The following is a 26851-nucleotide window of genomic DNA, read 5'->3' as shown; positions in this document are numbered from 1 at the left end:
CCCCCGTCTCCCACAGCCCGACGTACCGCCTGGACTCATTGCAGTCCCCCGCACGCGGCAATCGGCCCCAGCCGGAACGTCTGCCGGTCCGCCGTCGCCCCCGGGCAGCGGGAGAACGTCGCCGGGGGTACGTCCAACGCACGGCACAGCCGTCGCAACGCCTCGCCGGGGCAGGCTTGGCAGCCCGTCTGGTGGCTTACTGGTCTCCCTTTCGCTAATCCTGCGGCGGAGCGTCAACGACTAACTCCAAGGCCACTCGCACCTCCAACCCCTTCGACGACTGTGAAGATCACTTTCGGGAAATATGATGGCAAAACGCTGGAACAGATTCTCCTGACTGATCCGGCCTATGTCCGCCAAATACTTTCAGTGTCCGACCCTGATGACGACCTGAAGGCAGTCATTGCTGAGGCCTGGCGAATGATCGAGCTGTTCGAGGCGAAGCCGCTGACTGGCATGTGCTATAAAATAAACTGCGGCAAAGCCGCAACGCGGATCTTCCTCTACATTGGGAGTCCCGCGCTGACCTTCTGGTGCGACAAGTGCGATCCCTACTCCCGCGGAGCCACTCAAGGGAAACTAAGGGAGGTGAAGGAGTACCTCGACGTAGAAGATTACGTGGCGAGATACTTCAAGGGACGGAAGAGTGACCTGCAGGTGATCTTCAGAGCCGTGTTAGAGGCTAAGGAAGGACCCAAACCCGTAACGGAGAGAGCAGCGAAAGCGTTCTTTTCTTGACGCGGTAGTGTACTGAGGCCTTACCCGCCCCGCCGCTCCCCCTCGATCAGTCTGGCCAGCAGCGGGTTGAGCTCCCACAGGGCGCCCTTGCCGGCCTCGCCCGCCACCGTCTCGGACAGCGCCTGGTACCCACTCGCGAACGCAGTGGAGTTCGACCGGGGGACCGACGGCAATAGCCGCCCCGGCTATCCGAGGGAGCGGAAGCTGGAGCGGGTGGATCTGGACGGCATCGCGGACATGGGCGTGGGCCGCGGGTTCCTCGCCGTGGCTGTGCCCGCCCTGGGGCTGGTCGTGGCCGTTGCCGCCCTCCTGAGACGTCCGATGGAGCCGAGCGGGACAGCGACTGCTGCAACGCTTGGAGGGGGGATTGTCTTCGCGGCAATGGCCGGGCAATTTTGCCGAAAGGCTGAGTAGAGTCCCAGGCTACTCCCGTAGAACGAAGCCGGGGCCGAGGAATCTTTTCAACGGCTTGATGCAGTTTAACAGCGCCTTGGCCTTCTGGGCTAAGTCCGCCTGCGTTGTCTCAGCTGGATGCGGCATCCATTTCGGCCGAGGGGCCGACCAAGCGGAACGTCGATCCGCCGTCCGGGTGCGAAGCGATCTCGAACGTCCCGCCAAGCTGCGTCAGCCGCTCCCGAATGGCCAGTAGGCCGGTTCCCAGCGGCTCGTCTGCCCGATTGTCGAAGATACTGTTCGGGTCGAATCCCTTGCCCCGGTCCGAAACGGTCAGCACAAACCCATCAGCACTGGTTCGGTTCAAAGTCATCTCCGCCTCTCGGACGCCGGAGTGCTTCACCACGTTGAACAGAAGTTCGCTCGCCGCTTGGAAGAGCAGCGTGCGTGTGTCCTCACGCTCCCCCGATCGGGCGTCTGGCGCGACTTCGAGCCGAACTTCTAGTCCGTAGCGCTCACGTTCCCTCGGGACGAGCCACTCAAGACCGGCGGCCAACCCGAACTGATGTAGGACGGGCGGCGAGAGGTCCACCGCGAGGGTTCGACATAGCTCGATTGCTTCCTCGATCGTCCGGGCGCTTTCCTGAAGTCTATCGGACGAGCGCCCTTCGAATTTGCGGGCGACCTGACTGACCTGAAGCCTCGCTGCGAAGAGGAGTTGCTGAAGGTGTTCGTGGAGCACGTCCGCCAAGCGCCGCCGCTCCCGCTGTTCGGCGATAGTCAACTCCGATGTGAGATGGGCGAGCTGGTCAGCCCGCCTGCGGAGTTCGACGGTCCGACGCTCGACGCGACGTTCGAGCTCTTCCTTCGCCTGTACGACCGCTTCCTCAGCCCTCGTTTGGTCCGTGACGTCCACGCCGGAGGTCACCAAGTGAGTGATCTCATTCCGTTCGTTACGCATCGGAGCGGCTTGGAAATCGATGACCCGGAGCCTGCCGTCTCCGCTACGGTAGGCCGTTCGTAGTCGGTTCCACTCGCCGTCCGCGGCCCGGCGGAGACAATCTCGGACAAGGTGTTTCGCTTCGTCGTCAGCCCAGCCGGGAGCATCCGCCAAGTCACGGCCGAGAACCTCTTCCGCATCGACTCCGCCGGCCTGCAGGGCCGAACGGTTTACCTCCAAGACCGTTCCGTTCACTTCACAGACGCAGGTGAACGAGGGCAGCTCGTTCAGGACGCGGCGGAGAAATCGCTCGCTCCGGCGGACCTTTCGCTCGGAGCGGCGGGCCTCCGTCACGTCGAGTACGACGCCGTAGCCGCGATGGGCCTCACGACCGGCGTCGCGACCACGAAACGTCACGCGGCCCCGGACCAGCAGCCACCGCTCGCGACCGTCGGGGCGGACAATGCGATATTCGTCGCCATACGTCCCGCTCCCGCTGGGGTCTGCAGAGGCGCCGAGTGATTCTGCAGTGCGGCGGCGATCTTCCGCGTGCACAGCGTCGGGCGGGCCTCCGGCGAGAAACTGGAGAGGATAGGCCGCGGGACCGTGCTCTTCCACGCCCCAGATGGTCCGCAGTTCCCTTGAAGGACGTATGATCTTCCGTTCGAAGTCGATCTCGTAGGTGCCGAACCGGGCCGCCCGGGCGGCCAGTCGCAGCCTCGCTCGTTCCGCAGAGAGTTCCCGCATCAACTGGAAGCGTTCGACAGCACTCCGCAGTACATGCCGGAGGGCCGCGGGGGATAGCCAATCCTTCGAGACGCAGTCCATCGCCCCGGCTCGCAGGACATCGGTCGCCGCGTCGCGGTCAGCGGAGTCGGTGAGGACGATCACTGGGACCTCCGGGAGCCCGGACTCCCCTTCCAACTTTGCCAATTCCTCTAAGGGACGCACTTCGGACGACGATGCGTCCAGGATTACCGCGTCCACGCCCGCAACGGCACCGGCCAGTTTCGCGGCGTCGGGCAACTCAATAACGTGGCAGTTGGCTTGGACGGCGTCCAGCAGCAGGTCGCGAATCTCGCGGCGGCTGTTCACATCCCCGCTCAGGAGTGCTACGCGATCCAGGCGGTTCGGCGGAGCCTTCGATGTTTTTTGGATCGGAGAGGGCATAGTTCACTCGGTTCCTCCCGACCCGCTTGGGGGCGGGCCAGTCACGCCAGGGTTAAGCACCTCGACTTTTGACGAGGCCGCTCACCGGATCACGAACTTCCAATCACTCTAACACCGCCCCTGAGAATCCGTGTTCCAGTCGGCACCGCCCTACGACTCCAGCCCGCGAATCGCTTGGAGCAGCACGTCGGGATCGCCCTTCTTCGAAACGTACGTTTTGGCGCCGGCTTCGAGGATCTCATGCTCCCGCTCGCCTTCGCCGAAGCCGGACAGCCCCACGATCCGGGCCTCAGGCAGGACGGCGGCGATGCGGCGGGTCGCCTCGACGCCGTCCATCTCGGGCATCGTGATGTCCATCAGAACGACGTCCGGTTCGAGAGCAAGGGCTTTCTTCACAGCTTCGCGGCCGTCAGCCGCCTCGCCGACGACTTCGAGGTCCGCCTCGTCCTCCACCAGCAACCGCAATGAGTTGCGAACGACGTTGTGATCGTCGACCAACAAAACCCGGGTGGTCGGCGCCGGCCCCAGCAGCCCAGTCGAACCGACGCCGCCGCGTTTCGCGGTGAGGGTGAACACGGTGCCAGTGTCGGCGGAGCTCTCGACGTGCAGGGAGCCGCCCAGCAGTGAGAGGCGTTCCCGGACGCTAAACAGGCCGAAGCCTCCCCCGCTGTTGGGCTGCCGGAGAAACGCGTCGGCGTCGAATCCCCCGCCTTCGTCCGCCACAACCAGACGAACCGAGTCAAGACCCGCTTGCTTGAGAACGACGCTCGCTTCCGATACGCCGGCGTGCTTCACCACGTTGAACAGCAGTTCACGGACCGACTGGAACAGCAAAGCCCGCAGGTCCTCCCGTCCCGGGTCGGCAGCTTCTTCGACGTCTACTTTCACGGTCAGACCGTGCCGGGTTTCGAACCGGGGGCCGAGCCATCGAAGGGCTGCGGGTAGTCCGGCGTCGTGGAGCACCGGCGGGCATAACTCGATGGAAAGCGACCGCGACACGTCGATCGCTTCGTCCAGCATGTTCAGAACGCCGTCCGTCGCCTCTAACCGCTCCTCACCAACCGAGTCCGGCAGGGCTCGGATGCCATACTTCGCCCCGACGATCAATTGCTGCAGATGGTCGTGAAGCACCTCCGCGAGTCGGCGCCGCTCCCGCTGTTCAGCCAACGTCAGTTCCGACGCCAGTCGGGAGAGTTGTTCGGCCCGCACGCTGAGTTCGGCGGTACGTTCGGCGACCTGACGCTCCATCTCCTCGTTGGACTGCAACAGCACGGCCCGGGCCCGCATCAATTCCGTCACGTCCCGGGCCGTGACGACCCGCCCGTCTCCGCCGTGCTCGTCCAGCGGGACTACCTCCACCCGGAGAACGCCATCCTCCTCATCCACGGAGAACGGCAGGTCCACGGGGGAATAGAAGCCGAGGTCCTCGACGCGGGTGCGGCCGATCTCCTCGAGCGGCGTTCCCAGTTCGGGATTGCACACCTTTGGGAACAACTCCTGCCCGGCGGGGTTGAGGATCTCGAGTTTCGAGCCCGGCCCTAACAGGGCGACGCCGTGCGGCAGGTTCTCGACAAGCACTCGGAAGCGCTGACGTTCCCGCCGGACCACGTCGCGGAGGCGGTCGACGACGCCCGCGGCCTGCCGGCTCATCGCGTACAGCAGGCGGACATGTCGTTCGTTGAATGCGTCGGCCGTCGCGGCCCCGAACAGCAGCAAGCCTTGGTTCCCCTCAAGGCCGACGATGGGGACTTGGAAGAACGTTCCCAAAGAGTTTACCGGCAAGCCGTCTCCGGGTGATTCATCCTGCTTCGCCAGAGGCGGGACCTGGGTCACCGGAAGCGGGGCATCGGGCAGGGGCTGGTCGAGTAGCGCCGCGGTTCCCTTCCGCAATCGTGCTTCGACTTCGTCCCTCGCGGCCGGGATAAGGGGCCGGACCTCGCTGAGGTACAGTTCGATATTCGCCCCCCCGCCGTCAGCTGTCCCACTGAGCAACAGGCCGGCGGCCACGTCGTAAGGCACCGCCCGGCGGGTCTCGACCAGCAGCAGGCGGAACAGATCGCCGTACGAAAGCGTGCCGTCGATCCGGCTGGAGACCTCACACATGAGGTCCAGTTCGAAGTTCCGTGCAGCCAACTCCTGTTCCAACTCCGCGATCCGCACTTCGGGCGGCACGACAGAAGGACGTGGAGCGGAACCTGCGTCGCCCATGCAATGCCCCGACGGTCAATTGAAACGCGAGGTCTGTTGGGCGATCGACGAATGGGCGCCGACCGAGGGGCGGATTGTTCGCAGTGCCGCGACGCTTGCCAAGGGGCTGAGAATTCTCCGGCGCCAGTTTTCCGCCGGTTGGCTCCGCTCACCGCACCATCTCGCGGAGATTCTTTCAGTGGTCCGAATCGGTCGTCGACTCGTCCGCGACGGCCGCTACGCCGCCGTCGGCCTCTTGTTTTAATTCGACCGATTCACGGCGAACGCCGACGCCGCGGATTTTCTTGACGGACAGATCAATCCGACGGCCGGGGCCGCGTCCGCCGACCGCGGTTAACTCCAGCACGGCATCGTAGGAATTTTCGAGTCGGGCCGTCGTCCGCTCGTCGAATGCTTTGGTGGGGGCCGTATCCAGGATCGTGACGTACGGACGGCGGAGCGTCTGATTCTTCTGTTGGACGAGGCTGACCAACGCATCCGACGGCAGCCGGGCGGCGAGCGGCCAGATGGAATCTAGGACGACCCGGGCCGGGGCCCTGAGGGCGTCGATCTGCCGGTTCAGCAGGAACAACAGGGCTTCGGGATCAGCTAGGTCCAGGTCCGTATGGGAGCCGGATGCGGAGGTGTGAGCGCCGGGGGCCAGGAAACGTAACCGGGGGGCGGAATCGGGATGGCCCACGTCGATGCCCGCCCGCCGCAGCTCCGACCGGACCTGATCCGGCGTGGAGTCGAGCGTGACGTATAGGATGTCGTCGTTGGCGTTCAGGCCGTCGGCGACGAATTGCTGGAGCAACGTGGTCTTTCCCACGCCGCCGGTGCCCCGGACCAGCCAAGTCGTGCCGTAGGCAAGTCCGTCTTCCAACAGCGGTTCGACGGGGCCGAACGCAACCGTGTCCGGGCTGTCGATGGTCGGGTGTTCCCCCGGCGGATCGTAGTAGACCTCGACGCCGTGCTCCGTGATCGCCATCCGTTTGCGGCCGGTGACGTGGGGGCAGGCACGCATCTTGGGCACCTGAAGGTAACGACGCTGCCCGAACTCTCCGGACGCGGTGGAGAGCAGGACGACGCCGTCGGCGACGGTCTCCTCGACGCCGAACCGGCTGAATCTCTCGTCGGCCTCGTTCGTCGCGTCGCTGACCAACAGCCCGGTGGCCCCATGCTGCTGGATCAGTGAGACGAGCCGGAATGTCATATCCTGCTGTACCCCAAGGTCGCGAACGCGGTGCAGGTAGGCGGCGAGCGAGTCCAGCAGCACGCGGTCCGGCTGGAACTCGTCGATCGCCTCCGCGATGAGATCCAGGTTCGGTATGACCCGCACCGACGACTGCGGGACGTACACGGTCCGCAGCAACCCGTCCCTCTCATGCTGTTCCAGGTCCCAGCCGAATCCCGCCGCCATCTCCCACAGGCGGGCGGGGGTCTGTTCGAAGGAGATCAGCAGCGACCGCTCGCCACGCCGGCAGCCCACGTTGAGCATTTGCAGGCCCAACGTCGTTTTGCCGGTGCCGGATCGACCGGACAGCAGCACGGCCCGCCCGCCGGGGAACCCGCCGTCCAGCAGGGCGTCCAGCCCCGGCACGCCAGTCGGCACCCGCTTCCGGGTAGACGGACGCGGTTCCGGTTCCTCCCGGCTGGCGAGCACCTTGACGCCGTCGGAGGTGATCAGAAACGGGAACGACCGCAGGTCCGCCGCCTGCCCCCGCATCTTCAACACCTGCAAAGACCGCTGAGAATCCCCGTACCGGTTGGTCGTTTCGAGGAAGGTGATCCCGTCGGCCACGGCGAACTCCGCCCCGTCGGCGAGGGCCGAGCGGTCGTATTCCCCCAGCAGCAGCGCCGTGCAGCGGGCCGCCGCCAACCGGCTCGCCAGGTCATGGACGAACAGTCGGAAATCCCCCGGCCCCTGCTGGAGATCGCGGATCGCTTTGAACGAATCAATCACCAGCAGGTCCGGCCGGTGGGCCGTGACCAAGTCCATCAAGGCATCCACTGCCTGATCCGGGGCCACTTCCCGCAGCATCGGACCGACGTCCTGGATCAGAACCCGTTCCCCGACCGCCTCGGCTTTGAAGAACGAAAACTGCTGCATGAACCGCACCACCTTCGGCATCGGTTCGGAGACGGTGGTCAGGTACAGTGCCCGGGCGTCGGGCCGGGCGGAGAGCGTGTGGAAGGCAATCTGCTGGGCGAGGATCGTCTTTCCCGCCCCCGGCCCGCCGGCGACGATCTGGCAGGAGTAGATCGGGAGTCCCCCGCCGAGCACGTCGTCGAGGTGCTCGACGCCGGTGGAGAGGTGCTGGATCTCGCTCACGTCGATCCCTCGAAGGTGTCGGGGCGGGGGCGACGGCGGGCGTCCCGGTTGTTGTCACGGGATCCGCCGGCTCGTCGCCACGGGGCAGGAGGAAATGTAGGCACGGGCGACGACGGGTTCGGCCGCAACAGGGCCGCCGAGAACGGTTCCGCCACGGTCGCTCTCACCAGTGGCTCTAAACGGTCGGCCGGTAGACGGAATTGCCGTCCCGACTGATCTTCAACACAAGGCCCTGCTGCTCGAGCAGGGACAGCTCAGCCTGCACGGTTGCCGGGTCCGCGTTGACCCCGGCGGCGACGGCGGCGGCGTCCGCCGGGCCGATGCGTTTCAACGTGCCGATCACCGCCCGGGCGGACTCCGGCAGATGCCGGAGCGTGGGGCTGTCCGTGCCGGTGGGGACGCCGGTCATCACGCCGGTGTAGGCGGTGATCGGATCGAGGAGGTGCAGGCCCTCGTCGTTGATCTCGAACTCGCGAATCTCCTTGCTGTGCCGCGAGCCCCGCAATTTCATCACGCTGAGCGCTCGGGTCATCGATCCGCCCAACTCCACGTACCGCAGCACGAGGATCGCGTCAGTGATGAACGAGATGCCGTACTCGCTGAACTGGAACGGCCCGAACAGCTCCGGGATCTCGTTCGTCAACAGCAGCGTGACGCCCTTGCCCTTAATGGCCATCACCATCGAGTAGAGGAAGTCCCGGTAGCGATCGGCGTCGGCGGTGCCGGCTTCGATGTCCTTCATGGAGTCGACCAGCAACAGCTTTGTGTCGCCGCGGTCGATGGCCTCGCGGATTGCGTGAAAGTGGCGGTCGGGCTGAATTTCGACCGGGGACCGGTACAGGTGCTCGAGCAGGCCCTTCCGCTTCAACCCCGCTAGATCCCAGCCGAAGCCGGCGGCGACCTGCTCGAGGTGGTTGGGGTTCTCCTGGAACCCTGCGATCACGCTCCGCTCCCCGCGGGCCGCGGCGGCGACGATGAACTGCAACCCGATCAGGGTCTTCCCCGTCCCAGAGCCGCCCGCCAGCATCGCTGCGGTGCCCTCCTGCAGCCCGCCGTGCAGCATCTCGTCCAGCGCCCCCACGCCGGACGAGACGCGTCGCTGCCCCGTCCGCATGTCGGAATGCGTCATCCTCGCGTTCACCCGGGCCGAAACCGTGATGCCGTCGGACGTGATCTCGTAGGGGTGCTGCCCGGCGAAGAACTCCGTCCCGCGGAACTTCATCACCTCCAGGTAACGCTGCGTGTACATCGACTGACGCTTCACGTACAGGTGGACGATGCCGTCGGCGATCGTGAACACGCCGTCGTTGGTGATGTCGTCTTCGGTGTACTCCCCCACCAAGAAACCGGTCACGTCCCACGCCGCGAGCTGCACCGCGAGCCGGTAGCTGAACTCTCGGATACCTCCACCTCCTGACTCAGGCACGATCCGGTCGATGATCTTGAAGCTGTCAATCACTACAAACCGCGGCTGGTGCTCTTTGATGAGTGCCGCGACCTGCTCCAACGCCGCATCGAACCCGCCGGTCCGCAGCGTCTCACCGATGTTCCGGTAGATCAGCTGCGTGCCGACGCGGTCCGGCTCGTAAAAGTCGAACGTTTGCATGTACCGCACCATCTTGACGCTCGGCTCGGCGAGCGTGGTGAGGTAGAGGGCACGATCGTCCGACCCCAGCGTGTGAAACAGCGTCTGATGGGTCAGAACCGTTTTGCCGGTCCCCGGCCGCCCGGCGATCACGCACAAACTCCGGTCTGGCAACCCGCCGTTGAGGATTGGATCTAGCCCGGGCACGCCGGTCGGAACACGCCGCATCGCGTTTCGTCGGGGCTCCGCCACATGCGGATCGCGGGAGGGGGCAATAGCATCGGTCATGACTGGAGGCTCGCTCCCTGCGGCGCCGGGCGCCCATTGGACTGTGTGTCGCCGTCCATCTCGGCGAGCAATCGCCGAACGATGATGTCGCCCGTCAGCAGCCCCAAGAGGTCGAACAGCTGCAAAATCAACTCTCGGAGGGCGACGCGGGAGGCCTCCACTTCCTCCGGCGCCGATGCGCCCGCCAAGACCTCACGCAGCGCTTCGAACTCGACACCGCCCGGGGTGACGGAGAGTTGCGACAGCAACGGGTAATCCTTGGCCGAACGCGTCAACGCCCGGTCGAACAGCACCTGGACGGTAAACCCGCCTAGCGTCGGCTCCAGCCTCGCCCAGATCGAATCGAGGAGATCTTTGTAGACGGCGAGCGTTTCGTCCTGCCGAACCTGTTGCAGCCGTTCGGCAACAATCCGTTCGGCCCGAGCGTGCGTCGCCGCGTCGAGCTGACTCTCTCGCTCGTCAGTCATGGGCGGTGGGACGAGGTCAAAGGAATCCGTTCCGCCCCCGGGCGGCGTCCGGTAGAGAATAGGAGCGCGTGGGGGGGGGCGATGGTATGCCTCCTCCATCGCGAAAACCAGCCGCCGCTTCAGGAGTCGCCCTGGACATGAGCGGCATAGTTTTCGACAGCCCGCAGTGACAATCAATTCGTTGAATCGTCCTGTTGTCAATCGGCTTTTCTGGGGCCAGCCGCCCTGCTTCGGCTGCCGGTTTGAGTGCATACCCCCCCCAGCAGAGCGGAACACACACGATGAGGTCAGCATCGGCCCTTGTCGTCGACCCGTGCCCGGACGACGCTCGGATCGCGTCGGCATTCAGACGCACATCCAGCGGACGCCGCGGAGATTCGATGTTGGCAGGCCTCCGTAAGTCCGGACAACCCGCACTGTTCAGCTTCTACTCACCGAGGAAATAGGCCCGCCCTCCCGCGTCTTGACGCGGACAACCAAGTCCCACCGAATCAGCCTGAGTACCGCTGCCAGCTTTTCCAATGAATCGCGGCCGGGCATGGACTGGGGCGATCCTATCCTCTCGATGTCGCTCCGTGGCGCTTGAGCCTTGGGTCTCACCTCAACCTGTATCAAAATCCGGGTCGTGCCGCAGTTGCTGCACCCCTCAGGCCGAGGGTTCGATGCTCGTGGGCTACCGCGTGACGCATCGCAGGGTTTTGGCTTGATCGTCTCGAAGAAAGTCTGATGGCGGCAGGAGACGGCGGGTACGGTGTCAGCGATTTAACTCGACCTCAGCTGTGACTTGAAGAGCGGGACGTCCGGACGGCCGAAGTCGCGTCGCGGCGGACTGAATCAATTCCCGAAGCCGATCGTGGCTGACGGGCTTCTGGATGAAGCCGTCGAAGCCGGCGTTCTGGACCCGGTCCCGCCACGTTTCCTCGTCATGGGAGGAGACCGCATACATCAATGGTCGCGGAGCGACGGGCTCGCCGGCGTCACGGGCCTGCATCTCGCGGGCGTCGGCGGCGTCCGCAAGGGCTCGGCCGACGTCGCAGCCGTCCATCCCGCCCGGCAGCGTCAGGTCGCAGAGCACGAGATTCCATCGGCCGTTCTCGGCGGCCCGGTCGGCGGCCAAGGCGGCGGCGCCGTCGGCGGCGGAAACGACGGTCGCTCCGATTCGCTCCGCCATCCGCTCCAACAGCAACCGCATCGCTCGATCGTCCTCAATAACGAGCATGCGCACGCCCGCACCCTCGTCGTCGGCGTTGCGGACAGTGATCACCGCTGGCGCCGGCCTCTCGTCGCGATCTACTTCCCCGCGATTTGCCTTACGACGTGCTGCGAGCCGGGCGGCGGCGGCGCGGAGCAGTTCGTCGTGGTCGACTGGCTTGGTCAGGTGGGCGTCGATCCCGGCCTCGGCGCTGCGGCGGCGGTCTTCCTCCTGCCCGTACCCGCTGATTGCCAGGATCGCAGTTCGGTCGAACTGCGGATCGACCCGCAATTGTGCGGCGACTTCCCAGCCGGTCAGACCGGGAAGACCGAGGTCCAGCAGGACTAAGTCCGGTTTGAACTGGCGGGCGGCGGGCGGGGCGGCGGCCCCGTCGTTCTCGACACGGACTAAGTGTCCGAGATCCAGAAAGAAGGCCCCGAGCCCCCTCGCGAAATCAACGTTGTCGTCGACGACCAAGACCCGCGTCGGCCCCAAGACCGGCTCTCCGCCCCGATCCCGGCCGGGCGGGACCGGGGCGTTCGTCGCTTTCACGCGGAGCGTGAACGTGCTGCCGGATCCCACGCCGTCGCTCGCGGCGACCAGCGAGCCGCCGTGCAGTTCGGCCAGTTGACGGGCCAGCGTCAGACCGACGCCCAGTCCGCCCTCGGCCTTGCCGGCGACTTCGATCCCGCGGTCGAACAGCCCGAAAATTTCTTCCAGAAGATCCTCGTCGATTCCGCGGCCTTCGTCCCGGACCTCAAGCACGGCGTCGCCGCGATCGCGACGAACCACCACAGCGGTTTCGTCGCCGGTTTCGCTGTACCGGGCGGCATTCGTCAGCAGGTTGACGACGATCTGCTCCAGTCGGTTCCCGTCGCCGTCGACGGCGAGGTGGTCGTCGGGCAACTCGAGGCTGACGGTCTGTCCACGGTCGGCGAAGCGGTCGCCGACGGCCTCAACGGCCCGTTCCGCGACGGCTCGTAGATCGGTCCAAGCCCTTTTCAGTTCGATGCGTCCGCGGCTGACACGGGAGACGTCCAGCAGGTCGTCGGTGAGTCGAGACAGTTGCCCGACCTGCCGGCGGACCATTCCCTCCACCCAGTCCCGTTGTGCGTCGCCGCCCGGTCCGTCCAGCAATCTCAGGCCGCCGGTGACCGCCGCCAAAGGGTTGCGAAGTTCGTGCGAGAGCATCGCCAGGAAGGTGTCCCGCTGACTGAGGGCGGCTTCGGCCCGCTGAGTTTGGCGTTTCTGAGCCGTGATATCCGTGGCGACGCCGCCGGTGGCGATCACGCGGCCTTCGGCGTCGCAGACGGGAAACTTTAGTGAGAGGAAGCTACGCGGCTCTCGGCCGTTCTCCGTCTGCTCCTCGAATTGCTCCGGCTGTCCGGATTTTATCACGCGGAGATCGTGCTCCCGGTAGCGGGCGGCGAAAGCCGGCGGCCAGAGGTCGGCGTCGGTCTTGCCGACCATCCCGCCCTCCGGGTTGCCAGCCAAATCTTCAAGGAACGAGTTTGTTAATTCGTACCGGCCGTCGAGGTCTTTAATGAAGACCGCGGCGCGACTGTTCTCCAGCACGGCTTGCAGTTCATGCTGCTTCCGCTCGAGTTTCTGCTCTAAAGCGTCTCTGCCGCCGGTATCGACGAAGGTCGCGAGCAGGTAGGTGCCGTCGGCCTCGTCGGCCCGGGCGACGGAGACGGCGACGGGGAACGTGGCGCCGTCGACCCGCAACGCCGTCATCCCGGCGTGGTCGACGGGCACGCCGCCGCCGTCGGCCCCCGCGCCGCTCGCCTTCAACCGAGCAAAGTCGCCTTCAGTGAGCCGGTCGGACAGCTTCGTGCCGACCAGTTCGTCGGCGTCGCCGGCACCGAATAGCTTCGCCGCGACCGGAGTGGCCAGCACGACGCGGCCGCCCGCGTCCGCCAACACCATCGCCCGTCCGGAAGCCCGCAGCGCGATCGTGAAGCGCTGCTCCGCCTGCCGCAGCGCGTGGATGTCGACCAGCGTCAACACCGCCCCGCCGGCGCCGGGCGCTTCTTGCGTCCCTGGGGAGTCGGAGCCGTCGACGTCGTTTCGGTAGGGGAGCACTCGCAACAGGTAGGGTTCGCCGTGGGGACCACGGACCTCTTTCTCCAGCGTGGTGCCGTCTTCCAGCATGCCGGCGAGGTCTTCGGCCAAATCCGGCACGTCGATCCGGTGACGGAAGCTGTCGAACCGTCGGCCGACGTCGGAGTCCACCAGATTGAACAGTTCCGCCGCCCGTGGAGTGAACTTCCGCACCCGCAACTCCCCGTCCAGAAACACCGTGTGCACGTCCGTGCTGCGGAGCAGGTTCTCGACGTCGTCGGACAGCTCCGTCAGCTCGCGAATCTTCGCCTGATACTCCGCGTTGAGGCTGTAAAGTTCCTCGTTGACGGAGTTAAGTTCCTCGTTGGTGCTCTGCATCTCCTCGTTGGTGGAAATCAACTCCTCGTTGGTCGTTTGCAGTTCCTCGTTGCTGGCCTCCAGCTCCTCGACGAGCGCGTTGAGGTTTTCGCGGGTGTAGTTCAGTTCTTCCCGCAGGCGTTCGGCCTCCGCATCGTCGGACGCGGTGCTTTGAGGAACGAACTGCTCAACTGGGGCGGCGGCGGGGGCTTCGTCTGCCCCGCCGTTTGCACCGACTTCGGGGGAGCCGGCCGTCTCCGGGGCGAACCGGATCAGCACGGCGGAGACGTCCCCGTCGTCCGGGTGCGTGACTGGCGTGAAGTGCACTGTGGTGGTCGCAGCGTCCGCACTGCCCGGAAGCGGAACCGGGACGGCCCGGAACGCGACCTCCTTACCGTCGCGGAGGGCCCGTTGAAAACCGCCCGCGGCGGTCGCCCGCAGATCTGCGGGTAGGCGGGCGAACAGGTCGTCAGTTTGACGACCGTCCGGTTGCTGGAGGAGCGAACCCGCCCCGCCGAAGGTGTGCAGCAGGCGACGGTCGCTGCCGACCAGCATCGCCGGGGGGATGAACTTGCCCAGCAGGACGTCGTAGTACCCGGTCAGCCGGTCGCCGGCCCCGCGCCCGGACCGCGGCACCGTGAGAGCGAGCCGTCGGGCGAGGGCGTCCGCCCGCGTCGTCGCCCCGCCGCCGGCCCCGCCGCCGCTCAACGGGCTCCGCACCGTCCGGTGCAGGTTTACATCGCGTCGCTTCCGGAAAAGTTTCTCGTGCGAGCCGATCGACTCGAATTCGCTTGTCAGTTCGCCCGGCGATTCGCTGCCGCCCATCAGCATCAAACCGCCGGCCTTCAGCCCGAAGTGAAAGAGCGAGATCGCTTTCCGCTGGGCCGGCGTCTGCAAGTAGATTAGCACATTCCGGCAGCAGATCGCGTCCAGCCGCGTGAACGGCGGATCCTTGATGATGCTGTGGGAGCTGAACACCACGTTCCGCCGCAGCTCCGGCCGCACGCGCATCCGCCCCCCGTCGGACTCCGTGAAGTACCGATCCCGCAGCTCGGCGGGCAGTTTCGCGAGGGCGTCGGCGTCGTATTCGCCGGCCCCGGCGGCGTTGAGCGATTCGCGGTGGACGTCCGTGGCGAACACCTTGACCGGCAACTCGCGGCCGCTCCGACGCATCCGCTCTGCCAACACGATCGCCAATGTATAGGCCTCCGGTCCCGCGGCGCAGCCGGCGCTCCACACCCGGACTTCCTCGCCGTCTTCCTTCCGCTCCAAGATCGTCTTGATCGCCTCCGAGAACGCCGCCCACGCCTCCGGATCGCGGAAGAACTCCGTCACCCCGATGAGCAGGTCGTGGTACAGCCGGGAGAGCTCTTCCGGATCGTTCTCTAGTTGATCGACGTAGTCATCAAGATCGGTCGCCCGGCCGAGCAGGATCCGCCGCTCCGTCCGGCGGGAGACGGTGCTGATTTTGTAGTCTGCGAAGTCGATGCCGTACGCTTCCCGCAGCAGTTCGAAGACGCGGGTGAGGCCTTCGCCGCCGCTTTTAACAGGTCGGGCCGATTCGATGACAGCGTCGATGTCCGGGCACTGCGAGAACTCCGCCAACGTCGGACCGACCTTCTCCGGCGCCAAAACCACATGCACCGCCCCGGTGTCCAAGGCGCTGCGAGGCATCCCGTCGAACTCCGCGGTGTCCGCGGTTTGAGCGATGACAAGACCGCCGGCGTCTCGCACGCGGACCAAACCCCGAGATCCGTCGCTGCCGGTCCCGCTCAGCACCACCGCGATCGCGTGCCGTCCTCGATCTCGAGCCAAGCTGGCAAAAAATCGATCGATCGGCAGCGAGAGCGTTTGATCCGGGTCCCGGTCGGTCAGTAGCAGCCGGTTCTCCGAGAGAATCATCTCCTTGCCGGGCGGTAGCAAATAGATGTGATCGCCCCGCAAGGCGATGCGGTCCTCGGCTTGACGGACGGGCATCGCCGTCCATTTGGCGGCCAACTCCGGCATCATGGAGCGGTGCTCCATCGCCAGATGCTGCACGATGACGAATGCCATCCCCGTGTCCGCCGGCATCGCCCGGAACACGCGTTCTAACGCTTCGAGGCCCCCCGCGGACGCCCCAATGCCCACCACGTACAACGTTGAGGTCCGTTGCTGCGGTGGTCTGGAACGACCGAGCCCGGTGTCAGCGGTATCTGCAAAAGAGTCGTCCATGCCTCACCGCCCGTTCCGTGTCTGATCCGCGTGAGACGTCCACCAATCCACGGCGGATACGGGCGAACTCTTCCCACGGTAGGGCGGCCCCCCCCCCGTGGCAACGCGTCGCTTGATCTCAGCTGGTGAAGGGGGCACGCATCCGAAAAGGCGACCTGATCGGCACAGCTTCACTCCTTTTCGAGGCCGGCTTGTCCAGCCAGCGGGACGTTGACGGCGTCGCCGGGACGGGTGCAATCGTTTGCCGATCCGCTCAGAATCACGCTGGAGAGAAGTGCTCTCGACCTCGCAGTTCGCTCGGCCAGCGATGCGGGAATCGTCCCGCCGACGCAAAGGGTTTCGGGGATCGTTCAGACACTGCAAACTGCGTTCAATCGGGGCAGTTGAATGCAGAACTGAAGACTGTTGGTGCGACGGCGAAATGCCGCGGCGGAGAGCTGGCGGCGATCTCGAGACCCGATGAGGGAAGGATCCGGCCGCGGGAGCAGAGGAGCAAACCTTGGGTGTCCGTTTGAAGGCGGGGCATCGCAGAAGTCAGTCGGAAGACGAACCGTTCGACGTGTGGCTGGATGGGTTTGGCGCGTCCAAAACCATGCTGGCGATCGCCGCCACGGCGGAGGAGGAACACCTGCTGGTTTTCGTAGACCGTTCCTTCTGCAAGTTCCCTGTCTGTTCGATCATTGGTCCGCCGCGGTGTTCCAGCGGCACACCCCATCCCGGAAGAAGTCCCACGACGAAAAGGCTTCCCGCTGATCGCTTGAGCAGCTTTTTACGACAGCCCGACGTGGCAGTCGAGACTCGGGGAATCCCTCTCGATTCGACAGGGGAATCGCTGTCCGCCCCACCGGTGTGACTGCCCGTCGTTTGAGCTGTGGGATTGCGGCCCCCGCCGCCTCACATATGGTCTGGCCTGACCGCCGGAAGTCGGAGAGTCAGAACTCTCCAATAGCCCGCCGCGGTCAATCGACGTCCCTTACATGGAGGCAGGACGATGCTGGTGATTTCTCGCAAGCCGGGACAGGCAGTTCAGTTCCCGGAACTCGGAATTACGATCACGGTGACGGCTACGGGGCGATCGGTCAGGCTGGGAGTTGAAGCGCCGCGGAAGTTCGGGATCGTCCGCGGAGAACTCGCCATGCGGCCGATGCCTGCGGTTGAACCTGACAGCCCTTCCCGCGTTCGCGGCGACGCCGTCGTGGCCCTCTCTTGACCCTCTCCCCCGGGGCCGTGGGCCGGATTGCCCGCGGAGATCGGCGCCGGAGCGGGATTCCCGCGACGGCCGGCAGGGACGCTCGCCGCGGCGCCGCCCCCGGGGATGGGTCGACGGCGGGGCGAAGGCGATCGGCAACTAAATTCGGATGGGCCGTCATGCGTCCTCTCGGCCAGACCTTCGGCAAATCAGGGACCCTAAGTTCGGCTTTCGCAGTTTCAAGCGGCGAGCGTCAGCAGGGTTTTAAGATGGTCGAGGACTTTTCTGACCTCCGGGCCGCGGGCGGGGGTCGGAAAAGCCGTTCGACTCGTGGTTTCCAGGCACTCCAGCCGCAGCGCGGCCAGCATGTCGGCGAAGGACGCGCCCCTCTTGCCGGGCCAGTTGCGCAGCGAGTCGGCGGGCTTCGGGCGGATCGCTTCGTGCCACCAGACCACGAGGCTGCAGAGCAGAAAGCCGGTCGCCGCCGTGCGTCGGGCCGCCTGCGTCGTGCGGTTCTGCGGCTGGGCGATCTTCAGCCGCTGCTTGGCGTCGCGGAACGTCACCTCAATCGACCACCGCCAGGAATCAGGAATACCGTCGCAGGATCGTCTCGGCGCGGGGCTCGCCGTCGGGGGCTTCGCCGTCGGTCGCCGGCGCGGTGTAGAACGCTTCGACACCGCGTCCGCCGCAGAGGTGCTCGATCGCCACGACCTTCACATGGCGTTCCGGCGCCTTGTGAAACCGGCCGGCTCCCTCGACCGTCCGCACCCGGTAGGCCGGCCCGTCGTAGAGTTTCAGCGTCCGCCGGGGCAGACCTTTCGCAGCCAACATCTGCTGCGGATTCGGCAGCGACGCGCCTCGGATGCGGGGCCGGCCGTTCTGACCGGGCCGACACGGCGGCGGGGGTTCGCACAGCCGGACGTTCGAGACGACGCGGCCGGTCACGGCGACCGAGCCTGGGACCTGCGCGAGCACGACCGGAGCGGTATACGCCGCATCGCCCAGCAAATGCAGGCGTTTGCCTTTTCGCCCGGCGTGGCGCTCCAGCGTTCGCAGCATGTCGAGCATCAATTCGTTCTTTTTCCGATAAGCCCGCTGCCACTTCTTCGCGGACGCCTTGTTCAGGTACAGCCGGCACAGGACCGGCAGCGTGAATCGATGTCCCAGAACGTGGCGGCTTTCGACGACCACGCCCAGCACGACCCAGCAGTGGCCCCACGCGAACCTTGTGCGCCCGCGGCTGGAGATCAGCGGATTGCGGTGCATGCCTGTCCCGGAGATCGTTGAGCCCCGGCGGAGCAGCAGCGTGTCGTCCACGGCCAGAAACACGGTTTGCGTCCCTGCGGCGAAGACATTGAACGCGGCCAGCCCGACGCGGTCGATCGACCAGACGGCCGAGGCGAAGAGCCGAGAAGAGGTGGCGTGATGCCTGCCGGCGCCGGCGGCCCCAACCATGCCAGGGATCGTTCGCCGCGGGGCGCAGACCCAGCCGGCGATCAACTTTGTTGGCGTTCGCAGAGTCGGCCGGGTCAATAAACCGGCGAAAACTTGCAGCAGCGGCAGGAAGCTCGCCGTGATCTCCATGGGGAGCCAACCTCGTCCGCGAGCGGTGCGTGAGAACTTCGCTCAAGGTACGAATCGTCGGCTCCCCTCTTCGCTCGCGGCGCCCGTGGTGGCACGTAGAGCGAAACTGCGAAAGCCGAACTCAGAGAAGGGAAATGGGGATATTTTCCCTCACCCGGAACGGCGGAACGCGGCGGCGACCAGCGACCGACCGGCAGAATCTCGCTGACCTCGAAGAAGCGTGCTTCACCCTTTCCACAAACATGCGGGGCGGCCTCCGGCCGCCCCGGCGGGCGTGGTGATTGGCGTGATCTGCGTCGGCGGCACGCGGACCCCGGCACGGCCGGCCTGTCGCGGCGGGTTGTTCTTCACAATTTCACGCCGCGGCCCCGCCCATGTGAAATCGATGTGAAGCCGTTGGTCCAAGTGGGACAGCAGGAAACCGCCCCCTCCAAACTTTCACACCATTTCTATTAAAGAAGAGGTAGAAAGGACTTCTCCCCTCCGCTCTCTCCTGCCCGTGTGACTGTGAAATGTGAAATCGCTCCCGCCCCCGCCGTGGCCGCAATCGCTGGCGTCTACCTCTGAGGGTTCCAGTCTCCGTCCCGGTTTTGGGCCGAGTTTTCTCGATGTCGGTCCGAACCGTCGCAGACCGGGAGCGCCGCCGCCCGGAAAGCGAAGCTCAGAAGGTTGGGCGATCGGTCGAGCCGTGACCGATCAAGGTCCGACGCAGGTTCCTGATATCTAAAACAATGACGACCGGGCCGCCCCGAAGGACGGCCCGATCGTCGTCAGGTCGGATCTACAGGACCGGTTCGTCGGACCGCTTCACCCGCGGGGCGTACAGCTCCTCGACGTACTTCATCACGTCTTTGTCGAGCAGCATCTTCCGCTCGCCTTCGGGCAGGTCGCCGGGTCCGGTCGTCTCCGGCAGGTCGACCTCGTCGTACACCGCCGGCAACCCGTCGGCGGCGCAGCGGTATGCCGGTCGCGGCTTGCCCCGCTCCTCGGGGCGGTACTTCCGCTGGAGCTTCGTGAACTTTTGAGCCATCAACATCGGCCGGGCGTACCGGTACGGCTCGCGGTTTTTGAGCATCAGGAACGCCACCGTAACGACCTTCCTGGCGAGAGCCATGATCGCCACCTGATGCGGCTTCCGCCTCGCCAGCTTGCGGTAGAAGGCCCCCAGCGGCCCTTCGTGCCGGGCGACGTGCTGGCAAGACTGCGTCAGCAGCCCCCGCGTCTGCGGGTTGCCGGCCTTGGTGATCCGACCGTGACGGGTCTTGCATCCCGACTGCCGGGTCGACGGGACCAGCCTCAGATACGACGCCGCGTGGTCGCCGCTCTTGGACCGCTCCACCGGCCCGAGAGCGGCCAGCACGCCGACGGCGACGACGTGGCTGACGCCGGGCATCGTCATCAACAGCCGAACGTCCGGATCCTCCCGGGCGATCTCCACCAGCGCCCGGTCGACCAACTCAAATTCTTCGCCGGCCTGCCGCCACTGCCGCAGGTGAATGTCGATCAGCAATCGATCGTGCGGACTCAGGTCCAGCGATTCCAGCCACGCCACGCCCTTGTTCGACCACAGGTACTTTGCCGGCGGTCGGAGCATCAGTCGCGAGAGCATCGCCTGCACCCTGTTGGCGTGCCGGGACCGGCGGGACGAGAGAGCCGTCCTGTGGGTCATGAAGTCCCGCCGCCGCTGCGTCTCGGCGTCAGGCTGCCAGACTTCCGGCAGGTAGTCGCACCGCAGCAACTGGGCGAGCGTCTCGGCGTCGACCTTGTCCGTCTTGATCTTGGCTTCGGCGATCGCCTTCGTCTTCACCGGGTTGCCGACGACGACCCGCTTCACGTGCGGGCGGAGCAGGTCGACCACCGACCATGTGTTCGTCGTCGCCTCCAACGCGACCTGATCGGTCTTCTTGAGGATCTTTCGGGCGAACGCCGTCAGCTCGTCGCGGAGACACTCCACGCGGTGACGCTGGAGCACCTTTCCCTTGCGGTCGGTCACGCACACTTCGATGAAGTGCTTGTGCAGGTCGACCCCCACGTACCTGATCATCGCCGGGCTCCCGGGTTTGAGATGGGAATGGGTTCGACGCGGGCGGGCGAAAACGGGCAATTCGGCAGCTACCTCTTCGGGCTCGAAGCCCAGCCGGGCGGGCCGCGGGGTGACCAGTTAAAAAAGCGGGCTCGAGGCCCATAGCCATCGTCGGTCAGCCCCCGAGGCGAACGCCCGCACGCGGTCGAACAGGTTGAGAAACGCGGGTCACCTCGGTCCGCGGCCCGGCGACGGGCAGCAGACCCGGGACGGTCAGGTCGATCAACGGCGTGGCGGTTCGACGCCGCGATCTGTCACCCTCATACCCGATAAAGGAAGAGGCCCGCCCCGCCCGAACCCGGGCGGGGCGGGGTTCTTCTCCGATAGGTCAGATCAGTCTCCAACTCGGCTCTTGAGCCCGTCGATCGCCTCGCTCGCCTGCCGCCTGGTGAGGACGTCGGCGGTGACGACGCCGAACCGCTCCCTCAGTTCGTCGGCGAGTCCCACGCCGGCCCGGCGGGCGGACGCGTGCAATGCCCGCACCTGCTTCTCCGTGGCGGGCGGTCCGCCGTTACCGTCGGCGGCGTGTTCGTTATCGCGGCCATTCCGCCGCGGGTCTGCACTCGGCCGCCAGCGTTGCTCCTGTACGTCGTTGCAGGATTGAGGCGTCACGCCCAACTCCTCGTCGACCGCGGCCCGCAGCGTCTCGAAGCAGCCGCGGACCTGCCGCCTCAGCTTCTCCGGGTCCTTCAGCACGTCGGCGGGCAGCTCGATCTCCACGTTCACCATCGCTCCGCGGCTGCCGTAGTTCGGCAGGCCGATCTTGCGGGACAGGCCCGCGTTCAGCTTGAGCATGTCGCTCTCCTTCGTGTTTTGCGAAACAGGGACTCGTCAGGCGACCAGCGAGCCGAGCCGCTTCAGGCCGGCGAGGGCACTGGTCACAGTGCGGTTCCGCTTCTTCAGCTTCCGCAAGTCGCTGGCGAGGCTGCGGGCTTCGCCGGCCGCGTCCGACAGCGTGCTGCCGAGGGCGGAGACCCGCTCCAGCAGGGCGTCGTGATTCGGCGTGCCGTCCGGGTTCTCGTCACCGCGGACGGCGTGGCCGTTGCTGCCGTTGGTCGTGTAGCCGGTCGCGTGCTGGGCGATGCGATTGCGGGGCATGACGGGAACGTTCCTCGTGGGAGAAGCGGGTTGAGACGAGCGGCCCTCGCGGACCGCGACGGGCGTCTCAGCGGCTCGTTGCGGAGCCGAGTTCGTGGGTTCATCTGCGGTCAGCCTCACCGCGTCCTTGGCCGGGACGGGATCGCCGGCGAGCGTGGCGAAGACGACCGTCGTGCTGAGAGTTTCTGTGCCGGCGGCGTCGCACCGCACCGGCACCTCCGGACCGTTCAGCACGATCTCCGTGCAGCCGTTGGCCAACGCCCTCGCGACGAACCGGCGGTCCGCCACGCAGATCGCTTTGCTGGTGACCTGCGAAGAAGCGGTCGCCAACTCCACCGGCTGGCCGCCCAGCTCCGCGGCCCGGATCAGGAACAGTCCGTCCTTCGTCTCCAGCGTGACCGGCTTCCGCTCGTCGCCGGCTCCGGGCAGGCTGGCGATGCGATCCAACAGGAACGCGGCGTCCCCCTTGCTGAGCGAGACGCCGGCCTTCCCCACCTTGCTCGGCACCACACGGTCCAGATCGGGGAACCGGGCATCGCGGGCCTCCGGGGTCCAGACGGTCCAATCGCCGCATGACAGCACGACAAGCCCAGCGGACTTCCCACCGGATAGGAACTGAACTTTCACGTCACCGCCCCGGAGCGGGGCGGCAGACAGGACGTGGGGGGCCGGCAGCAACACCGGCTGGTCGAACCCAAACGTGAACCCGCGGGCGATCAGCAGGTGATGGCTGTCGGTCGCCTCGATGCGGCCGGCGTGCGGGTCCAGCCGCACGCAGCCGAGGGCGTAGCGGGTCGACTCAACGTCCGTGACCTCGCATGCGGCTCGCAGGACGTCGCCGAAGCGATCGCCGCGGTCGTGCCATTCGGGCACGGCGGGCGGTGCGAAGTCCGCAGCCCGGTCCCGGTCCTTCTTCTCCAGCGTGCCGCGGACGCTGCGGGGCACGCCGCGTTCGTCCCAGTTGGCGACCACGGCCGAACCGCGATCGGCTTCGGACAGATGCACATCGCCGTTCTTCGCGGCGCCGGCGTCGCCCAGCAGGGCGAACGGCAGAATCAAACCGGCAGGCGGACGATCGCCGGGAATCAATAGGCTGATCCCGCGACCGTCGGGACCGACGGCAGTGAGACGAATTCCGCCTTCGGCTCCGGCGTCGACGCGGACGCAGGGGCCGTCGTCGCGGGCTTTGAGCCCGAGGTGTTTCTTCAGAACCGTGCGGAAGCTGTGCAGCGTCCGCCGGGGCAGCGTGATCGGGGGCATGGGGCGGGCCTTCCTCGGTGCGGTAGTGGTGAAGCGGATGAAAAGGCCGGCGACGGGGTATCAGCCCGTCGCCGGTCGTGAAGGGGCCTGCGGCCGTCTCAGTGGAAAGCCACGCGGCCCCGGCCGCAGCGGGCCAGGTCGCTGCGGCGGCTGGCCTGCTCGGCGTCCCAGTCGATGGGGCCGAGGTCGTCGTCGAAGTGGGTGAACGACGGCGGACCGTCGATCTGGAAGCCCATCCGGGCGATTTCGCCGACGCTCTCGCCGGTGACGGCGGCGATGCGGCGGTTCAGTTCGTGCTGAGGCATGGGAAGCTCCTGTTCGTGAAGTGGGAAAAGAAAAGCGACGAGCCGGCGATGAAGCCGACCCGCCGCTCGGGGGGTGAAGGTGAAAGGGCTGGACGTTCAGCCCGGCGGGGTCAGCAGGTTGCGGGTCAGCCAGTTGGCCTCCGCGGTCAACGCGTCGCTCCGCAGCGGGAACGGTCCGAGGACCGGCCCTGCGCTTGGCGACAGATCAGCCGTCCAGCCGCCGTGCGGGTGCGGCTCAACGTGACTGGCCCGCACGACGGCGCTGTCCCCGATCGCGTCGGCGTCGATCAGCTGGCCGTACAACCCGCGGACGGCGCCGTCCGGCGTGACGAACAGCTCTTGTGTTGCGCGAAACACGCTCATCGGGGCGCCCGCAGCACGCGGCGGCGGGGGGCGTCGGTCAGCAGCGGGTCGAGGGCCTCGGCCACGCCGGTCAGGCCGTCTCGCACGCGGTCCTGCAGCCAGCCGACGCCGGTCGACGCCCGCAGATCAACGGGATCCACGCCCCGCATCAGGCCCTCGGCCTCGGCGACCACGGCGTCCAGTTCCTCGTTGCCGCCAACGTTCAGTCGGCGGAAGCGGGCGAAGAACTCGGTCAGGTTCTCGACGGCGCTGTCGCGGAACACCCGCGGTCCGCCGCCTTCGCCGCCGGTGAGCCGTTCGCGGAGATGCTCGACCAACTGGGCCAGTTCCTGCGCGAACGCCTGTTCGGCCAACTCCACGGCCTGTTCGAATCGCTGCCGCACGCGATCGCACTCCTGCTGATACAGCCTGGGGGAGAGGCGACGGAGGTAGTCCGGCGGCTCCACCGCGGGCAGATCCCAACTCAGGCCGAACAACGGCGCCAGCGACGGGGGATAGTCCACGGGATCGAACAGGTCGCCCAGTCGCCGTCTGGCTCGGGACACCAGTTCGTCGCGGTGCGCATCCACATCCGCGGCAGCGTCGGCCAGCTCCGCCTGCAAGTCGCCCATCCGCCGCTCGAAGGCCGGCAGATCGGTGCGGGGCAGCAGGCGGACGCCGGCCTCCGGGTACGGCAGACTGGCGTTCTTCCAGTACGACACCGCCGCGTGCCGCACCTTGGCGGCGGCCCGCAGGGCCGGATGCTTCGTGTCCAGCAGCTTCTTGCTGGCGGATAACGAGCCGGACTCGGCGTCGAAGGGGCTGGCGGCGTCCTCCTTCTGCTCCGCCGACAGCGTCCGTCGCAGGCCGGGCCAACTGATGTGCAGCCGCACCGCGGCGGCGTCTTCCCGCAGCCGCTCGGCGGGATCCTGTTCCCGGTGATCCCGCTCTTCGTCCAGCACGGTGATCTCTGCGGCCCCGTGGTCGGTCTCGGCGTCCGGCAGGTCTTCGTCATCGGGTCGGGTTCGCCCGCGTCGCGGCGGGCTGATCAGCAGCGTCATGGCGGCTCCTGTGGGTGGGAAATGAGAAACGCCCCGGCGAAATGCCGAGGCGTATAAAAGTTGGCGTGACTGCAGCCGGGTTTAATTCAGCGAGTAGCTCTCGCCCGGCGGTCTCCGCTGCGTCTTGCGGCGGGGCTGCTGCGGGTCGTCGGACTGCTGCCGATCGCGATGCCGGTACGGCCCGCCGTCCTCGGCGTCCAGGCACCGACCGGACGCCCACCGGCGAAGCTTCGCCAGTTGCTCTCTGCCGCTCTCGCTGACCGGCACGACGTAGTTCCCAGCCTCGGCCAAGGAGACGTTCAGCAAGGCACTGAGGCGGCAGCAGGACTCGATCTCGGCTCCCGTCCAGCCTTCGTCGTCCACGGGCTCGTTGCCGGTGTCGATGCCGTACTCGGCCCGGTAGCGGTCCCAGATCAACGCCCGCTCCTCGGCCGCGGGCAGGTCGAGGAAGAACGTGGCGTCGAACCGGCCGCTGCGGGTGAGTTCCGCCGGCAACCGGCTGGCGTCGTTGCTGGTGGCGACGGCGAACACGCCCCGCGGGCGGTCCGCCAGCCACGACAGCAGCGTGCCCAGCAAGCGGGCTCCGACGCCGCTGTCCTGCTGACCGCCGGAGGTCCCGGCCAACGCCTTTTCGACCTCGTCGATGAAGAGCACGCACGGGGCCATTGCCTCGACCGTGGCCAACGCCCGCCGGGTGTTCTCCTCGCTTTGCCCCACGAGCGAACCCATCAACCCGCCGATGTCCAGCGACAGCGTGGGCCTGCCGACTTCGCTACCGAGGGCCTTCGCGAACGCCGATTTTCCAGTTCCGGGCGCCCCCAGCAGGAGGGCGCCCTTCGGCTCCGCCACGGCATGCAGGTTCGTCAACGCGGCTCGGCAGAACTCCTTGAGGGCGTTCAGCCCGCCGAGGCTGCCGAAGCCGGGGCCGTTACGGTGGAGGGTCAGCGGACCGCCGGCGGCGAGCTGCTTCGCCTTCAGCTCCCACAATGGGTCGGGGTCCAGTTTGCCGTGCCGGACAAGGCTCAACGCGAATGCGTTCTCGGCCTCGCCCCGCGTGAGCCCCGCGGCGGCGTCCAGTACCGTGTGCAGTTCGTCGGGCAGTTCGCCCGGCTCCGTAGCGACGCCGTGGGCGACGACATCCAGTTCATCCCGCGATGGCAGCGGATGCGTGACGGTCACGAAGTCCCTACGCAGTTCCGCGGGCAGGTCGCCCGTCGGCTGGATCAGCACGAGGTGCGTCCTGCGGGTCTTGCCGGCAGCCAACGCGGTACGAACCGCGGCCAGCAGTTCGGCGGACTGGAAATAGCGATGCAGGTGCACCATGGCCAACACCGCCGGCGTCTCGCCGTCGCCGGACTGCGGCAGGGCCTTCACGGCGGCGAGCGGGTCGGCGGGGCCGTCCTCGCCGCCGTCGGCGGTCCAGGTGGCGAAGTTCCACTTCCGCTCGCCGCACAGGCGGGCGAGGTCTCTCAACACTTCTTCGGGCTCGTCGCTGGTCACCAGCACGCCTGGGAAGGCGGCGGCGATCAGTTCGGTCAGCCGGGCGGTCAAGCTGAGGGGGCTGCCGACTGGCGACGCATCGACGCAGGCGACGCACTCGCCGGGGCTTTTCTGGGACCGCGACTTGGTACGACCGCGGCCGGACGTAGTTCCCGACCTGCGGGACGACCGGCGGGGGCCAAAGTTCGGCCGATCATTGCGTCGCCCGCGTCGCTGCGACGCCCGCCGCGGTCGCCCGCGGGGGGCATGAAAGTGCGGCATCCGCACCTCCTTTCTGTGGTTCAGGTTGGGAAAGAACTCGGCGGCGGGGTTCAGGCCCGCAGCCGCCCCTCGTCCGCGACGGTCTGCGTCGCGTGGTACTCCGGCGTCAGTCGCTCGGCGGCTTTGGCCCCGAGGGCGTCCTCGTAGGGCTTGCTGGCGGCTTTGCAGCTCGGTCCGGCGAAGCCCTTCGTCTCCACGCTCGTCTCGCCCTCGGGCGTGACGGTGATCTCGATGTGGGGGG

Annotated in this window: 18 protein-coding genes; 2 read left to right on the top strand and 16 right to left on the bottom strand. The window is 66.7% G+C overall.

Annotation, left to right across the window (positions count from 1 at the left end; genetic code table 11):
* The first annotated feature begins 282 nt into the window (after nt 1-282).
* A complete protein-coding gene (locus tag LzC2_RS02010) occupies nt 283-738 on the top strand; it encodes an exodeoxyribonuclease X C-terminal domain-containing protein (RefSeq protein ID WP_171183186.1) in 456 nt (151 codons plus the stop codon).
* A 523-nt stretch (nt 739-1261) separates the two neighbouring features.
* Here LzC2_RS02010 and LzC2_RS02005 read toward each other — a convergent pair.
* From LzC2_RS02005 to LzC2_RS01980, 6 genes are all read right to left on the bottom strand, one after another.
* Entirely contained in the window at nt 1262-3166 is a 1905-nt protein-coding gene (locus LzC2_RS02005) for a PAS domain S-box protein (protein ID WP_171183184.1), read from the bottom strand.
* A 225-nt stretch (nt 3167-3391) separates the two neighbouring features.
* Entirely contained in the window at nt 3392-5413 is a 2022-nt protein-coding gene (locus LzC2_RS22700) for a response regulator (protein ID WP_171183182.1), read from the bottom strand.
* Nucleotides 5414-5624: 211 nt separating this feature from the next.
* Nucleotides 5625-7760 carry a DUF7125 family protein gene (locus LzC2_RS22695; protein WP_171183179.1) on the bottom strand — a complete coding sequence of 712 codons (2136 nt, stop codon included), beginning with the start codon at nt 7758-7760 and terminating at the stop codon, nt 5625-5627.
* A gap of 175 nt (nt 7761-7935) precedes the next feature.
* On the bottom strand, nt 7936-9573 hold the full coding sequence (locus LzC2_RS01990) for a DUF7125 family protein (protein WP_171183176.1): 1638 nt from the start codon (nt 9571-9573) through the stop codon (nt 7936-7938).
* Between the two features lie 56 nt (nt 9574-9629).
* The gene (locus tag LzC2_RS01985; protein WP_171183175.1) at nt 9630-10100 is read right to left on the bottom strand and encodes a hypothetical protein; all 471 of its coding nucleotides are present in this window, start codon (nt 10098-10100) and stop codon (nt 9630-9632) included.
* A gap of 754 nt (nt 10101-10854) precedes the next feature.
* Complete coding sequence (locus LzC2_RS01980; RefSeq protein ID WP_261345155.1) at nt 10855-15927, bottom strand: chemotaxis protein CheB; 5073 nt, start codon at nt 15925-15927, stop codon at nt 10855-10857.
* Between the two features lie 991 nt (nt 15928-16918).
* On the opposite strand from LzC2_RS01980, the gene LzC2_RS01975 reads away from it, so the two are divergent.
* On the top strand, nt 16919-17137 hold the full coding sequence (locus LzC2_RS01975; RefSeq protein ID WP_171183170.1) for a carbon storage regulator: 219 nt from the start codon (nt 16919-16921) through the stop codon (nt 17135-17137).
* Nucleotides 17138-17355: 218 nt separating this feature from the next.
* Here the strand turns inward: LzC2_RS01975 and LzC2_RS01970 are convergent, their stop codons facing one another.
* The 10 genes from LzC2_RS01970 to LzC2_RS01925 all read right to left on the bottom strand — a co-directional run bounded on the left by LzC2_RS01970 (nt 17356) and on the right by LzC2_RS01925 (nt 26837).
* Nucleotides 17356-17679, bottom strand: coding sequence for a hypothetical protein (locus LzC2_RS01970; protein ID WP_171183168.1), 324 nt, complete (start codon nt 17677-17679; stop codon nt 17356-17358).
* A 22-nt stretch (nt 17680-17701) separates the two neighbouring features.
* Entirely contained in the window at nt 17702-18700 is a 999-nt protein-coding gene (locus LzC2_RS01965) for a transposase (RefSeq protein WP_171183166.1), read from the bottom strand.
* Between the two features lie 781 nt (nt 18701-19481).
* On the bottom strand, nt 19482-20744 hold the full coding sequence (locus LzC2_RS01960) for an IS110 family RNA-guided transposase (protein WP_171183164.1): 1263 nt from the start codon (nt 20742-20744) through the stop codon (nt 19482-19484).
* Between the two features lie 372 nt (nt 20745-21116).
* Entirely contained in the window at nt 21117-21578 is a 462-nt protein-coding gene (locus tag LzC2_RS01955) for a hypothetical protein (RefSeq protein ID WP_171183163.1), read from the bottom strand.
* Between the two features lie 36 nt (nt 21579-21614).
* Nucleotides 21615-23141 (bottom strand): hypothetical protein, encoded by a 1527-nt coding sequence (locus LzC2_RS01950; protein WP_171183160.1) that lies wholly within the window; start codon nt 23139-23141, stop codon nt 21615-21617.
* Nucleotides 23142-23239: 98 nt separating this feature from the next.
* Nucleotides 23240-23446, bottom strand: a complete 207-nt coding sequence (locus LzC2_RS01945; protein ID WP_171183158.1) for a hypothetical protein — start codon at nt 23444-23446, stop codon at nt 23240-23242.
* A 96-nt stretch (nt 23447-23542) separates the two neighbouring features.
* The gene (locus LzC2_RS01940; RefSeq protein ID WP_315854495.1) at nt 23543-23803 is read right to left on the bottom strand and encodes a hypothetical protein; all 261 of its coding nucleotides are present in this window, start codon (nt 23801-23803) and stop codon (nt 23543-23545) included.
* 2 nt (nt 23804-23805) lie between these two features.
* Nucleotides 23806-24849 carry a hypothetical protein gene (locus tag LzC2_RS01935; protein ID WP_246254653.1) on the bottom strand — a complete coding sequence of 348 codons (1044 nt, stop codon included), beginning with the start codon at nt 24847-24849 and terminating at the stop codon, nt 23806-23808.
* 81 nt (nt 24850-24930) lie between these two features.
* Complete coding sequence (locus LzC2_RS01930; protein ID WP_246254652.1) at nt 24931-26400, bottom strand: AAA family ATPase; 1470 nt, start codon at nt 26398-26400, stop codon at nt 24931-24933.
* A 260-nt stretch (nt 26401-26660) separates the two neighbouring features.
* Nucleotides 26661-26837, bottom strand: coding sequence for a DUF2997 domain-containing protein (locus LzC2_RS01925; RefSeq protein WP_315854497.1), 177 nt, complete (start codon nt 26835-26837; stop codon nt 26661-26663).
* Nucleotides 26838-26851: the final 14 nt, after the last annotated feature.

This window comes from Alienimonas chondri, from assembly GCF_013036045.1.
GTDB classification, from domain to species: Bacteria; Planctomycetota; Planctomycetia; order Planctomycetales; family Planctomycetaceae; genus Alienimonas; species Alienimonas chondri.
This window is presented reverse-complemented; position numbering and strand designations above follow the sequence as displayed.

What these genes read in the sequence shown, in the direction of transcription:
- LzC2_RS01975 (WP_171183170.1), top strand. Translation starts at nt 16,919, where the DNA reads ATGCTGGTGATTTCTCGCAAGCCGGGACAGGCAGTTCAGTTCCCGGAA.
- LzC2_RS01960 (WP_171183164.1), bottom strand. Translation starts at nt 20,744, where the DNA reads ATGATCAGGTACGTGGGGGTCGACCTGCACAAGCACTTCATCGAAGTG.
- LzC2_RS01990 (WP_171183176.1), bottom strand. Translation starts at nt 9,573, where the DNA reads ATGCGGCGTGTTCCGACCGGCGTGCCCGGGCTAGATCCAATCCTCAAC.
- LzC2_RS01985 (WP_171183175.1), bottom strand. Translation starts at nt 10,100, where the DNA reads ATGACTGACGAGCGAGAGAGTCAGCTCGACGCGGCGACGCACGCTCGG.
- LzC2_RS01980 (WP_261345155.1), bottom strand. Translation starts at nt 15,927, where the DNA reads ATGGACGACTCTTTTGCAGATACCGCTGACACCGGGCTCGGTCGTTCC.
- LzC2_RS01965 (WP_171183166.1), bottom strand. Translation starts at nt 18,700, where the DNA reads ATGGAGATCACGGCGAGCTTCCTGCCGCTGCTGCAAGTTTTCGCCGGT.
- LzC2_RS01950 (WP_171183160.1), bottom strand. Translation starts at nt 23,141, where the DNA reads ATGCCCCCGATCACGCTGCCCCGGCGGACGCTGCACAGCTTCCGCACG.
- LzC2_RS01935 (WP_246254653.1), bottom strand. Translation starts at nt 24,849, where the DNA reads ATGACGCTGCTGATCAGCCCGCCGCGACGCGGGCGAACCCGACCCGAT.
- LzC2_RS01945 (WP_171183158.1), bottom strand. Translation starts at nt 23,446, where the DNA reads ATGCCTCAGCACGAACTGAACCGCCGCATCGCCGCCGTCACCGGCGAG.
- LzC2_RS01955 (WP_171183163.1), bottom strand. Translation starts at nt 21,578, where the DNA reads ATGCTCAAGCTGAACGCGGGCCTGTCCCGCAAGATCGGCCTGCCGAAC.